This is a genomic window from Bacillus cereus group sp. BfR-BA-01347 (assembly GCF_022663835.1).
Lineage (GTDB): Bacteria > Bacillota > Bacilli > Bacillales > Bacillaceae_G > Bacillus_A > Bacillus_A thuringiensis_K.
In genome coordinates this window covers 1-14,169 of sequence record NZ_JAKUGG010000029.1, presented here as the reverse complement: position 1 = coordinate 14,169, position 14,169 = coordinate 1, and the positions used below count along the sequence as shown (strand labels likewise).

Here is a 14,169-nt window from a genome sequence, read left to right as displayed (position 1 = left end):
TTATCCTCTTTTCCATCTTGTACCTTGAGCGGTATCTTCTAAAATAATATTACGTTCTTTTAAATCGTCACGAATTTGATCAGACAATGCGAAATCGCGATTTTTACGAGCTTCAATGCGCTTTTGGATAAGCTCTTCAATTTCTTCATCCAGTAATTCTTCTTTTGATAATTCTAATCCTAAAATATCAAATAACGTTTCCAGTTGTTTTACGTATGCTTCAATTACAACTTTAGATGTATGCTCTTCAAGTAAATATTGATTTGCATGATTTGCTACGTTGTATAATTCGGTAATTGCATTTGCAGTGTTAAAGTCATCATTCATTGCCTCTTCAAATGCAGTCTGGAATTTCTCTATTTCAGCTAACCATTTCTCATTATGGTCCGTTAAATCCGTACTACTCTCCATACGATGCTTTAAGTTTCCATAAGCTGTTTTAATTCTTTCCAGTCCATTATTCGTACTTTGTAATAACTCTTCACTAAAGTTAATCGGGTGACGATAGTGTACTGATAACATAAAGAATCTAATTAACTGCGGGTCGTATTGCTTAATAATATCGTGAACTAAAATAAAGTTACCAAGCGATTTAGACATCTTCTCATTGTTAATATTAATATATCCATTATGCATCCAGTAACGTGCAAACGTTTTTCCAGTCAATGCCTCTGACTGCGCAATTTCATTTTCATGATGTGGGAACGCCAAGTCTTGACCACCAGCATGAATGTCAATTGTATCCCCTAAGTACTTACGCGCCATTGCTGAGCATTCAATATGCCATCCTGGACGTCCTTGCCCCCAAGGGCTTTCCCAGAAGATTTCTCCTTCTTTCGCAGCTTTCCATAAAGCAAAATCAAGAGGGTCTTGTTTCTTTTCCCCTACCTCAATACGAGCACCGTGACGTAAATCTGCGATTGGTTGATGTGATAATTTACCGTAACCTTCGAATTCCTTCGTCTTAAAGTACACATCACCCTCTGATTCATATGCATACCCTTTATTCACAAGTTCTTGAATAAATTCAATAATGATATCCATATTTTCTGTTACACGAGGATGAACTGTTGCGTGTTTGCAACCTAGTGCTGTTACATCTTCAAAGTACGCTTCAACAAAACGATCAGCAATTGTCGGTACATCTTCACCTAATTCATTTGCCGCTTTAATTAATTTATCATCTACATCCGTAAAGTTAGATACATATTGCACATCGTATCCTTTGTATTCTAAATAACGACGCACTGTATCGAATACCATAGGAGGTCTTGCATTCCCAATATGAATGTAGTTATAAACTGTAGGTCCGCATACATACATCTTCACCTTATTTTCTTCTAATGGAATAAACTCTTCTTTTTGACGTGTTAACGTATTATAAATGTGAATAGTCATTTTTATCCTTCCTTTCTACCTTTAATTCCAATTGTTTCTTCAATTTATCAATTTCTACTTCCATAGCCTTTAATTTATCAAAAATCGGATCTGGAAGGTCAGAGTGATTTAATTCTTGACCAATCTTTACTCCATTTTGAATAACGACACGGCCAGGTATACCTACAACTGTAGAATGTGCAGGAACTTCTTTTAATACGACAGACCCTGCTCCGATTTTAGAATTCTCCCCCACAGTAATAGACCCAAGAACTTTAGCACCCGTCGCAATTAATACATTATCCTGAATTGTTGGGTGCCTCTTCCCTTTTTCTTTTCCTGTACCACCTAATGTAACCCCTTGATAAATCGTTACATTATCACCAATTTCACAAGTTTCTCCAATTACAACTCCCATTCCATGATCTATGAAAAAGCGTCGACCAATAGTTGCTCCTGGATGGATCTCAATGCCAGTAAAAAAGCGGCTCACTTGTGAAACAAAACGTGCAAGAAAGAAAAAATTTCTTTTATAAAAAGCATGTGCAATTCGGTGGGCCCAAACTGCATGTAATCCAGAGTAAGTTAAAATGACTTCGAAATAACCTCTTGCCGCTGGATCCTGTTCAAAAACGACTTCAATATCTTCCCGAAGCCTCTTAAACATCGGTGTTCCCTCCCCTTTATGGGCTGCTTTTTTGTCGAACGAACTAACTCCCCTAACTCATCACTTCTCCTCTAATTCTTTATATAAGGAGATAAATTCTATATTCATACCTATTTACACGGTATAAAAAAAAGGCGTCTCTGTCATATTGACAGAGACGCCTTTTAAGCGCGGTTCCACTCTGTTTAGGCTTAAAAAAGCCTCAAACTCATCCATGATAACGGTGTACACCGCTTCTGCTTACTTTGCGGCCTAAGACATCCCACGAAGCAATTCGCTGTTCAGCAGAAGACTCGAAGGGGCATTTCAAAAATCCGCTTATAAACCACTCCCAGCCTAAAGGTGGTTCTCTCTGTAAAAAGCCTGATTTTCTACTTCTCCTTCTCGTCGCTTTTCCTTATTAGGTTTTAGGTATACTTATTATATTTCTAAATCTAGAAAATGTTAACCAATTACTTTTTGAAGACGATTTAAAACTTTTTCTTTTCCAAGAAGTGCAATAGCATTCGGAAGCTCTGGACCATGCGTTTGTCCTGTAGTTGCAACACGGATTGGCATAAATAAATTTTTACCTTTATGTCCTGTTTCCTTTTGAACTGCTTTAATCGCTGCCTTAATTGCTGCTGGCTCCATTGCTTCTAGAGCTTCTATTTGACCAGCAAATGCACGAAGTACTTCAGGTACTTGTTCACCATTTAATACTTCTTGTCCTTCTTCTTCATAATCAACATGATCTTTAAAGAACATTTCAGAAAGCTCTACAATTTCAGCTCCAAAACTCATTTGTTCATGGTATAAAGCAATTACATCACGAATCCAAGCTTGGTCTTGTTCGCTTAAAGTTTCTCCCACACGTCCAGCTTTCACTAAATGCGGTAAGCTTAACTCTACAACCGTATCTAAATCTTGCTTTTTCATATACTGGTTGTTCATCCATTTTAGTTTTTGAGAATCAAATAATGCAGGTGATTTTGATAAACGAGCTGCATCGAACATTTTGATAAACTCATCTTTAGAGAAGATTTCTTCTTCTCCTACCGGAGACCAACCTAGTAGTGCAATAAAGTTAAAGATTGCTTCTGGAAGATACCCAAGCTCTTTATATTGCTCAATAAATTGAATAATAGATTCATCACGCTTACTTAACTTTTTACGACTTTCATTAACAATTAGAGTCATATGACCGAATTGTGGAATATCCCAGCCGAAAGCTTCATAAATCATCATTTGTTTCGGTGTATTTGAAATATGATCATCACCACGAAGTACATGTGTAATTTCCATTAGATGATCATCTACTGCTACTGCAAAGTTATAAGTTGGAATTCCATCTTTTTTCACAATAACAAAATCACCGAAATCATTTGAATGGAACGCAACTTCATCTTTTACAATATCTTTGAATGTGTAGTCACGATCAGCTGGTACACGGAAGCGAATACTTGGAATACGTCCCTCAGCTTCAAATTCTTTCACTTGTTCTGCAGTTAATTCACGGTGGTTACCTGCGTAACGAGGTGTTTCACCGCGAGCGATTTGTCCTTCACGCTCTGCTTCAAGCTCTTCTTCTGTCATATAACATTTATAAGCTAAACCACGCTCTAATAAATCTTCATATAATTTTTTATAAATATCTAAACGCTCTGTTTGGCGATACGGTCCAAATTCACCACCAACATCAACACCTTCATCCCAGTCCATACCGAGCCATTTCAAGTATTTTAATTGGCTTTCTTCTCCACCAGCCACGTTACGTTTTACATCAGTATCTTCAATACGAATAATAAACTTGCCATCTAAATGACGAGCAAATAAATAATTAAATAATGCCGTACGCGCATTTCCGATATGTAAGTGTCCTGTTGGACTTGGCGCGTAGCGTACTCTCACTTGCTTTTCCATAATTGGTACACCTTCCATTCTTAATGTCAACACATTCTATAATTGTACACCAAAAAAATGTGATTATCCATCTTACGAATTAAAAACCATTATTTTTTCTGTAATAAAACAACTGCTTGAGAAGCAATCCCTTCTTCTCTACCTGTAAATCCTAATTTTTCTGTTGTTGTTGCCTTTACATTAATGTTATCGATAGACGTTTCTAACAGTTCACTAATGCGCTTACGCATGCTCTCAATATGTGGTGCCATTTTTGGTTTTTGAGCAATAATTGTACAATCTAAATTTCCTAACTCATAACCTTGTTCACGTACAAATTCCCAAACTTTTTGTAACAATACAGCTGAATCTGCATCTTTAAAAGCTGGGTCTGTATCAGGAAAATGCTTTCCGATATCTCCTGCTGCAATCGCACCTAAACATGCATCAGCAATCGTATGTAACAATACATCTGCATCTGAATGACCGATTAATCCTTTCTCGTGTGGAATTGTAATTCCACCGATAATCAACGGGCGCCCTTCCGCAAATTCATGTACATCAAAACCTTGTCCAATTCGAAACATCCTTACTTCCTCCTTAAGCTAAACTACTGAGCTTTATGACTCTATATTATATCGCTATCCTTATAAAGAAAAGCCCGGCTGTTGCCGAGCTTTTCTTTATTAACACATCATCAACGTTATTTCTTCTGAACACGTAGGAAACTTTCAGCAATTAATAGATCTTCCGGAGTCGTCACTTTAATATTATAGTAACTCCCCTCTACTACACCTACTTGCTTCCCAACACGTTCTACGAGACTTGCATCATCTGTGCCAAGAAAACAACTTTGCTTTGCGCTTCTATGAGCTTCTAGCAAAAGAGAAACAGAGAATCCTTGTGGTGTTTGTACAGCGTTAAGTTGAGATCGCTCTACCGTTTCTACAACAACACCCCGCTCTACTTTCTTAACAGTATCTTTTACTGGCACTGCACAAATGGAAGCTCCATATTTTTCTGCTGCAGTTAATACATCGCGAATCACTTTATTCGTTACGAACGGGCGCGCCCCGTCATGCACAAGAACATATTCGACACCACTCGCATACTGAAGTGCGTTATATACGCTATCTTGTCTTTCGGCTCCACCCTGAATAAATTGTACGTGCTTTTCAATCTGGTACTTCTGCATTAACTCTTCAAAATACGGGCGTTCCTCTTCGTTAATTGCCATAATAATACTTTTGCACGCTTTATCTTTTTCAAAAGCACGCAATGTGTGCACAATAATTGGTACTTCATCTATAAGTAAAAATAACTTATTTTTACCAGCACCCATTCGTTTTCCTTGGCCCGCCGCCGGAATAATTAATGTATACATATTAATAATCCTCTACTTATAATGCTTTTTCTAGCAATTTACGTTTTGCGAAAATCATACGACCAGCCGATGTTTGTAATACGCTAGTAACAAGTACGTCAAGTTGTGAACCCACATACTCTCTACCATCTTCTACTACAATCATCGTACCATCATCTAAGTATGCAACACCTTGATTTTGTTCTTTACCATCTTTCACAACATAAACACTTAATTCTTCACCAGGGAGTACGACTGGTTTAATCGCATTAGCTAAATCATTAATGTTTAACACCGTAACCCCTTGTAATTCAGAAACTTTGTTTAAATTGAAATCGTTTGTTACTACAGTTCCACCAGTGATTTTTGCCAACTTTACAAGCTTGCTATCTACTTCTTGGATATCATCGAAATCGCCTTCATAAATTTCTACCGGAATTGGCATCTCCTTTTGAATACGATTTAAAATGTCTAGTCCTCTGCGGCCACGATTACGCTTTAAAGCATCTGAAGAATCGGCAATATGCTGAAGCTCTTCTAATACGAATTGCGGAATGACAATTGTTCCTTCTAAAAACTTTGTTTGGCAAATATCTGCAATACGTCCATCAATAATTACACTCGTATCAAGAATTTTCCAATGAGTCGTAGATTTTTCCGCTTCGACCTCTACCTCTTCATTCTCACTATTGTTTTTCTTCTTACCTCCGCGTTGGGGTAATGTAAATAATCCTAGCAATTCATTCCTCTTTTTAAATCCTACTTGAAATCCTAAATATCCAAGTAAAAGGGTGAAGAACACTTGCAACACCGTACTAATAACTGGAATTGTAAATTCACGAATTGGTATCAAAATTAAATATGCAACAATAAGACCAGAGATTAATCCTAATGTACCAAATAAAACATCTGCTACAGGCGCCTTTACAAGAGCCTCTTCAATATGCTTAATAAGTTGAACAATATAATCTACAAGCCAAAATGTTGTTAAAAATAAAATAATTGCACCAATAATTGCACGAACATACGATCCTTCCAACAAAGGAACCGCACCGATATCTAATACATTAATAATTTTTGGGATTAAGTAAATCCCTAACGCTCCCCCGATCACTAAAAAGAAGAGCTGTACAATCCGTTTTAACATCCAACCACCTCCTACTCATTATTAACCATTGTTTCGCTAATCAAAACGCCGAATGCAAAAGCGGACGTGTTTTTTTGTAAATAGTTTTATTTACCAATATATCATATCATATACCAAAAATGTTCTAGTGTCGTTATATTATAGAATCAATGTAATATTCTTAATTGTGTCTACTCATATAGAGATGCTCTTGAATTCTTTTTAGACCTTCTCGTATTTTCTTCGCTCTCACTTCTCCAATTCCTTCCACATCATCCAATTCATTAATAGTTGCTCGGCAAACACCTTGCAATGTTTTAAATCGATTAATTAAATTCTCTATAATAAGTGGCGGAACACGAGAAATCTTGCTTGTAATTCGATACCCTCTAGGTGTCACACTTTCTTCTAAACTTGTTTGTCCTGGATAGCCAAGTAATTTAACTAAATCACTATCCTCTAAAAGTTGTGTATTTGCAAGATCTTGTAACTTTTTCAAGATTTGATGATGGTCTTGTGTTTTCTCCTGGTGATAATCTTTAATTAACAATGCTGCCTCTGCCTCTAAATCAGCTAGTAATTCTGTAAGCTGTAAACGAATTAACCTACCTTCTGTTCCTAACTCATGAATATAGCTCAATATTTCATTTTTTATACGCAGCACCATTTCAACACTATGTAAAACGTGAACCACCTCGGACATTGTAACGACCTCTTCAAATTCTAGAATGCCCAAATTCGTAATGCCGTCATTCCATACAGCCTTATATTTTTCTAGCGTTTGAATTGCTTGATTTGCCTTCGTTAAAATGACACCTATATCTTTTAGTGTATAACGTAAGTTCCCTTGATATAGCGTAATTACATTACGTCTTTGTGAAATGGCCACAACAAGGCTGCCCGTCTGCTTTGCTACACGCTCTGCTGTTCGGTGACGCATACCTGTTTCAATAGAATCAATAGATGAATCCGGAACTAACTGTGCGTTTGCAATTAAAATTTTACTTCCAGTTTCATTTAAAATAAGTGCTCCATCCATTTTTGCTAATTCATATAAACTAGCAGGAGAGAATGCGCAATTAATATGAAAACCACCATCAACAATGCTTTTAATCTGCTCATTATACCCAAGAACAATTAGTCCCCCTGTTTGTGCGCGAAGTACATTATCTATCCCTTCGCGCAGTGGTGTTCCCGGGGCCACGAGCTGTAAAATATTAATTATACTTTTGACACGTTGCTTATTTTCTTCCATAGCCTAGCCTCCTAATGTCAAACGAAGCGCTTCTCCTAAATTAGAAACACCTACAACCTCAATCCCCTCTGGAATTGTCCACCCCCCTAAATTTTTTCTAGGAATGATAGCACGTTGAAATCCTAATTTAGCTGCTTCTTGTACACGTTGTTCGATTCTTGATACTCTTCTTATTTCTCCAGTTAATCCAACTTCTCCTATTACCGCATCAGTTGGTGCCGTAGATTTATCTCTAAAACTTGAAGCTATACTTAAGGCAACAGCTAAATCAATTGCCGGTTCATCTAATTTCAAACCACCAGCTACTTTTAAATACGCATCTTGATTTTGTAATAGTAAACCTGTTCTTTTCTCTAGTACCGCCATAATAAGCGAGACACGATTATGATCAATTCCTGTCGCCATTCTTCGAGGATTTCCAAAACTAGTAGGGGAAATTAATGCCTGTATTTCTACTAAAACTGGTCTTGTTCCTTCCATTGAGGCAACTACTGTTGAACCTGCAACTCCAACTGGTCTTTCCTCAAGGAAAATTTCAGAAGGATTTAAGACTTCCGCAAGGCCAAGTTCTTTCATTTCAAAGATACCCATTTCATTCGTAGAACCAAAACGATTCTTTACAGCTCGTAAAATACGATATGTATGGTGTCGATCTCCTTCAAAGTAAAGAACTGCATCGACCATATGTTCTAACATACGCGGCCCCGCAATTGCACCTTCTTTTGTCACATGTCCTACGATGAAAATTGGGATTCCTTTTGTTTTTGCAAGTTTCATTAATTCTGCTGTACATTCACGTACTTGCGCCACACTACCAGGAGCTGATGTCACCTCAGGTAAATGTATCGTTTGAATAGAATCAATAACAACAAAAGCAGGATTCATCTCTTCAATATGTGCTGCAATACGCTGTAAATCTGTCTCTGATACAACAAATAGATTACTACCATTTACATGTAAACGATCTGCACGAAGTTTAATCTGCTTTGCTGACTCCTCACCTGATATATACAATACATCATATGAAGCATCTGCTAATTGCGAGGAAATCTGTAATAATAACGTTGATTTTCCAATCCCAGGGTCCCCACCAATAAGTACTAAAGATCCATCTACAATTCCGCCACCTAGTACACGGTTAAACTCCTGAAATTTTGTTTCAATACGTGCCTCAGACTTTGTTTCTACTTCTGTAAGACGTCTTGGTTTTGTTACTTCTGTTTGAATTGCATTTGCATAATTTAGGCGTCTGGATGATACAACGGGTTCCATCTCTTCAACAAGCGAATTCCATTGACCACACCCTGGACATTTACCCATATATTTTGGTGATTGATAACCACACTCTTGACATGTGAATTTTGTTTTCTTTTTAGCCATATCTTTTTATATTTCACTTCGCTTTCATCTATAAACATTTGACCTTCTCGTACAAGAAAGAGGGCTATCTCGTAGCCCTCTTAGTTTGTCTATACTTATTTTACCTTTTCAGCACTATGAATGACAAATGTTTCCCCTTCTACATCAAAGATAACTTTTTGTCCTTTCTCAATAGCCCCTTTTAAAAGTTCTTCCGATAGTCTATCTTCTACATGCTTCTGAATTGCTCTACGTAGTGGACGAGCACCATATTCACGATCAAACCCTTTATCAGCAATAGCTGCAATCGCTCCTTCTGTTAAGTGCAATTCAATTTCTTGTTCTTTTAAGCGATTCACTAGCTGATTTACCATAAGAGTCACAATTTCTTGAATATGTTTTTTCTCAAGCATATGGAATACGATAATTTCATCAATACGGTTTAAGAATTCTGGACGAAATGCCTTTTTCAGCTCATCCATTACTTTACCTTTCATATCCGAATAATCACGGCTTTCATCTTGTACGTTAAATCCAAGATGTTTGTTACGTTTTAACGCCTCAGCACCAACGTTAGACGTCATAATAACAATCGTATTACGGAAATCAACTGTACGTCCTTTAGAATCAGTTAAACGACCATCTTCCAATACCTGTAGTAGAATATTAAATACATCAGGATGTGCCTTCTCTACTTCATCTAATAGGACAACTGAATAAGGCTTACGACGAACCTTCTCTGTTAATTGTCCGCCTTCTTCATACCCAACATATCCTGGAGGAGAACCAACTAAGCGAGAAGTTGAATGTTTCTCCATATACTCAGACATATCAATGCGAATCATTGCATCCTCATCACCGAACATAGATTCTGCCAATGCTCTTGCTAATTCTGTTTTACCTACACCTGTTGGCCCTAAGAAAATAAATGAACCAATTGGACGTTTCGGATCTTTCAATCCTGCTCTTGCACGACGAACAGCTTTCGCTACAGCCACTACAGCTTCATCCTGACCGATGACACGATCATGAAGAATGGATTCTAAGTTTAATAATTTATCAGTCTCTGTTTGTGCAAGTTTAGAAACAGGGATACGTGTCCATGTAGAAACGACATTTGCAATATCTTCTACCGTAACCTCTGAATTTTCTTTTCCTTGTTGTTCTTTCCACTGACGCTTTGTATCTTCCAATTTCTCACGTAAGCGTTGTTCCATATCACGTAAGGAAGCAGCCTTTTCAAACTCTTGACTTTGTACAGCTGCATCTTTTTCTTTTCGAATTTCCTCAAGCTTCACTTCAAGCTCTTTTAAGTTTGGTGGTGTTGTATAAGAACGTAAGCGAACCTTTGAAGCAGCTTCATCAATTAAATCAATTGCTTTATCTGGTAAGAAGCGATCCGTAATATAACGATCTGAAAGTTTCACAGCTGCATCAATTGCATCATCTGTAATAGACACACGGTGATGGGCCTCATAACGATCGCGTAAACCTTTCAAGATTTGAGTTGATTCTTCTAGACTCGGCTCATCAACATGAATTGGCTGGAAACGTCTCTCTAAAGCTGCATCCTTTTCAATATATTTACGATACTCATCTAAAGTTGTCGCACCAATACATTGTAATTCTCCGCGTGCTAAAGATGGTTTTAAAATATTCGATGCATCGATTGCACCTTCTGCTCCACCTGCACCGATTAATGTATGAAGTTCATCAATAAATAGAATAATATTCCCTGCTTGACGTATTTCATCCATTACTTTCTTTAAACGATCTTCAAACTCACCACGATATTTCGTCCCAGCTACCACTGTTCCCATATCTAGTGTCATAACACGCTTATCTCTTAACGTTTCAGGAACTTCATTATTTACGATTTGCTGTGCTAACCCTTCAGCAATTGCTGTTTTACCTACACCAGGCTCTCCAATTAACACTGGATTGTTTTTTGTTCTACGGCTTAACACTTCAATTACACGTTGAATTTCTTTACTACGTCCAATAACAGGATCCAAACGATTCTCACGTGCAACAACTGTTAAGTCGCGCGCTAAACTGTCTAGTGTCGGTGTATTTGCATTTGTCGATGAACCACCTTGGTGACCTGAACTTGCTTCGTTACTTCCAAGAAGTTGTAACACTTGTTGTCTTGCTTTATTGAGGCTTACACCTAAATTATTTAATACACGTGCCGCTACACCTTCACCTTCACGGATTAAGCCAAGTAAAATATGTTCTGTTCCAACGTAAGAATGTCCTAGCTTACGCGCTTCATCCATAGACAATTCAATAACTTTTTTAGCACGAGGTGTATAATGTACAGTTTGAGAAGCTTCTGTTCCACGTCCAATTAACGCTTCTACCTCTTTTTGCACTTTCTCCGGGCTCAATCCAAGAGCAATTAACGCTTTTGCTGCAATTCCTTCACCTTCGCGTACAAGCCCAAGTAAAATATGTTCTGTTCCAATGTTATTATGCCCAATGCGAATTGCTTCCTCTTGAGATAAAGCTAATACTTTCTGTGCTCTTTCTGTAAATCTTCCAAACATCATAGAAATCGCCTCCTACTTGCGCTTAGTTTTTTTCAATACGTAATCGCTCACGGATTAAGGTTGCTCTTCGATAATCTCTTTCTTCTGGTCCTAAAGGTCCTCCTGCATATTGTTGTAAAATACCAGGTTGCGTAAGAACCATTAGCTCAGTCAAAATATTTCTCGATATACCTTTTATATATCCTAGATCAATACCGAGTCGTACATCCGATAAGCAAGTTGCCGCTTCTGCAGATTGAATTAAACGACTGTTTGCTAGTATACCGTAAGAACGATAAACCTTATCTTCAAGCTCAATACTCGAATTTTGTACAATTAATTCTCTGGCCAATTTTTCTTGTTGTATAATTTGCTGCATGACACTCTTTAAATCTGCAATAATATCTTCTTCGGATTTCCCTAGCGTCATTTGATTTGATACTTGAAATATATTACCTAACGCTTCGCTACCTTCACCGTATATTCCTCTTACTACTAAACCTAATTTTTGAATTACTTGTATAATACGGCTAATTCTTTTTGTTAAAACCAGCCCTGGTAAATGAATCATTACAGAAGCTCTTAATCCTGTACCAACGTTAGTAGGACAACTCGTAATATATCCAAGTGATTCATCAAAAGCATATTCAACCTCTTTTTCAATCCAATTATCTATTTGATTGGCGCTTTGAAGCGCCTTTGATAACTGTAGTCCTGGAAATAGGCACTGAATCCTAATGTGGTCTTCCTCATTAAGCATCACACTAATGTGTTCGCTTTCTGATAACAGACATGCTCCATATTCAGTCCCTGCTAGATTTGGACTAATTAAATGCTTTTCAACTAAAACTCTCCTTTGAAGAGGAGTTAATTCATTCATTTTTAATAGTCCAAACTTCCCAAAGGGCTCTACCGCTTTATTTATAAATTTCTTTTTAAATAATTCTTGAACCTTTTGAGCTTCCTCTTCGTTTTGCATAGTAGAAAATTGATATTGCTTAAAATTACGAGCCAAACGAATTCGACTACTTAAAACAATATCAGAATCAGGGCCATCCCCCTTCATCCATGGACTAATCGCTTCATTCATAATTTTGTCCAGTGACATAGAACTACTCCCCCTCTCTATGCTCACTAAGCTGAGTTTCAAGCCCTCCAATTTCATCTCTTACCTCAGCAGCTTTCTCAAACTCCTCATTCTGTACATATTGTTTCAGAATAAGTTTTAGTTCATCTAATTCTTTCTTTAAGTGGATATTTCCTTCCATTCGTTCCGGAATTTTTCCACAATGTTCTGTATGTCCACCATGAAGTCGCTTTAACAATGGGTTTAAGTGTCCTTTAAATGTATCGTAACAAGAAGCACAACCAAAGCGTCCCACCTTTGTAAAATGTTCATATGTCATCTTACAACCTGGACATCTTACTGTATTTGTATTTGAAAACCCGTTTTTTCCTTCTCCAAACATTGTTGATTCACCGTGTAATAAACCAGCAAATACATCATGAAATGAAAAGTTAGACTGTGATGATTGAAAGAAAGACGTATAGCCACTTTGCTCTGCACATTGCTCACAAAGATGAACTTCCGCCTTCTTCTCGTTGATTACTTTTGTATAATGTAAAGTTGCTGGTCTTATATTACAGTTTTGACAAGTCATCAATATCCCCACCTTTACAACAGGAACGATCTACCTCATGATACTTTTCATACATTACTAGATTGTCCTCTTTCCTTAATCCATTTAGATAAAAGTACATGCTCTTTTTCAAAACTTCTACAATATTTAACTGCCCTATCTTAATTATCATTCTTTTACAAAAGCTGTATTTATTTATATTTCAGTGTTCTTAACATTGCGCATAATATTCGAGCCCTAAGTTCATCTCGAGAAGGAATATCCATTGATAATACAGAACGATCTAGTACACTTAACATTAGTTTTGCTTCACGGCCTGTTATAATTCCCTCTTCTAATAAACGTATAATCATACTCTCTGCATTCCCTTGTGCAACGCTATGATCAATCATATGAAGCATTTGATCAATAATGTCTATATCATCATGCAGTTTGACTTTTATAATGCGAATGTAACCTCCTCCACCACGTTTACTTTCTACTACAAATCCTCTTTCTAATGTAAAACGGGTATTGATTACATAATTGATTTGAGATGGTACGCACTCGAAGCGATCCGCAATCTCATTTCTTTTGATTTCAATCACATTATTATTACTTAAGTCAATAACTTGCTTTAGATATTGCTCAATGATATCAGATATATTTCTCATTTATCCGCCACCTTTATTGACTTTGACTATCTTTGACTTTAATTATATACGTATTAATAAAATTTGCAACTCTTTTGCTTATTCACTATCCTAGCCACATTCCCCTGCATTTAATCAAAATAGTAATTATTTAAGCACATTTTTTTAATTACTATGGATTATAAAAGAAAACACGAAAAAACACGAGTCATTTGACTCGTGTTTAGTTGCTTGGCGACGTCCTACTCTCACAGGGACAAGGTCCCAACTACCATCGGCGCTAGAGAGCTTAACTTCCGTGTTCGGTATGGGAACGGGTGTGACCTCTCTGCCATCAT

12 protein-coding genes, 1 rRNA gene and 1 other annotated feature are annotated in these 14,169 nt (G+C 37.1%); all 13 genes read right to left on the bottom strand.

Annotation, left to right across the window (positions count from 1 at the left end):
- Window positions 1–1,398, bottom strand: coding sequence for a cysteine--tRNA ligase (gene cysS, locus MR143_RS28210; protein ID WP_000152251.1), 1,398 nt, complete (start codon window positions 1,396–1,398; stop codon window positions 1–3).
- On the bottom strand, window positions 1,379–2,044 hold the full coding sequence (gene cysE / locus MR143_RS28205) for a serine O-acetyltransferase (RefSeq protein ID WP_000476496.1): 666 nt from the start codon (window positions 2,042–2,044) through the stop codon (window positions 1,379–1,381). The genes cysS and cysE overlap by 20 nt, the downstream gene beginning before the upstream one ends.
- 150 nt (window positions 2,045–2,194) lie before the next feature.
- Window positions 2,195–2,441, bottom strand: a binding site (T-box leader).
- Between the two features lie 47 nt (window positions 2,442–2,488).
- A complete protein-coding gene (gene gltX, locus MR143_RS28200; protein ID WP_000415142.1) occupies window positions 2,489–3,946 on the bottom strand; it encodes a glutamate--tRNA ligase in 1,458 nt (485 codons plus the stop codon).
- Window positions 3,947–4,035: 89 nt separating this feature from the next.
- Window positions 4,036–4,512, bottom strand: a complete 477-nt coding sequence (ispF, locus tag MR143_RS28195) for a 2-C-methyl-D-erythritol 2,4-cyclodiphosphate synthase (RefSeq protein ID WP_000488386.1) — start codon at window positions 4,510–4,512, stop codon at window positions 4,036–4,038.
- Window positions 4,513–4,628: 116 nt separating this feature from the next.
- Complete coding sequence (ispD, locus tag MR143_RS28190) at window positions 4,629–5,309, bottom strand: 2-C-methyl-D-erythritol 4-phosphate cytidylyltransferase (RefSeq protein WP_000288285.1); 681 nt, start codon at window positions 5,307–5,309, stop codon at window positions 4,629–4,631.
- A 16-nt stretch (window positions 5,310–5,325) separates the two neighbouring features.
- Complete coding sequence (locus tag MR143_RS28185) at window positions 5,326–6,435, bottom strand: PIN/TRAM domain-containing protein (protein WP_000919677.1); 1,110 nt, start codon at window positions 6,433–6,435, stop codon at window positions 5,326–5,328.
- A 160-nt stretch (window positions 6,436–6,595) separates the two neighbouring features.
- On the bottom strand, window positions 6,596–7,669 hold the full coding sequence (gene disA / locus MR143_RS28180) for a DNA integrity scanning diadenylate cyclase DisA (RefSeq protein WP_000392158.1): 1,074 nt from the start codon (window positions 7,667–7,669) through the stop codon (window positions 6,596–6,598).
- A 3-nt stretch (window positions 7,670–7,672) separates the two neighbouring features.
- Window positions 7,673–9,049 carry a DNA repair protein RadA gene (gene radA / locus MR143_RS28175; RefSeq protein ID WP_001085202.1) on the bottom strand — a complete coding sequence of 459 codons (1,377 nt, stop codon included), beginning with the start codon at window positions 9,047–9,049 and terminating at the stop codon, window positions 7,673–7,675.
- A 95-nt stretch (window positions 9,050–9,144) separates the two neighbouring features.
- On the bottom strand, window positions 9,145–11,580 hold the full coding sequence (gene clpC, locus MR143_RS28170; protein ID WP_000971183.1) for an ATP-dependent protease ATP-binding subunit ClpC: 2,436 nt from the start codon (window positions 11,578–11,580) through the stop codon (window positions 9,145–9,147).
- 22 nt (window positions 11,581–11,602) lie between these two features.
- Window positions 11,603–12,667, bottom strand: coding sequence for a protein-arginine kinase McsB (locus MR143_RS28165; protein WP_000050842.1), 1,065 nt, complete (start codon window positions 12,665–12,667; stop codon window positions 11,603–11,605).
- A gap of 4 nt (window positions 12,668–12,671) precedes the next feature.
- Window positions 12,672–13,220 (bottom strand): protein-arginine kinase activator protein McsA, encoded by a 549-nt coding sequence (locus MR143_RS28160; protein WP_000128401.1) that lies wholly within the window; start codon window positions 13,218–13,220, stop codon window positions 12,672–12,674.
- Window positions 13,221–13,390: 170 nt separating this feature from the next.
- The gene (ctsR, locus tag MR143_RS28155; protein ID WP_001244565.1) at window positions 13,391–13,852 is read right to left on the bottom strand and encodes a transcriptional regulator CtsR; all 462 of its coding nucleotides are present in this window, start codon (window positions 13,850–13,852) and stop codon (window positions 13,391–13,393) included.
- A 208-nt stretch (window positions 13,853–14,060) separates the two neighbouring features.
- Window positions 14,061–14,169: ribosomal RNA gene (rrf, locus tag MR143_RS28150) — 5S ribosomal RNA — on the bottom strand; the annotation flags it as partial.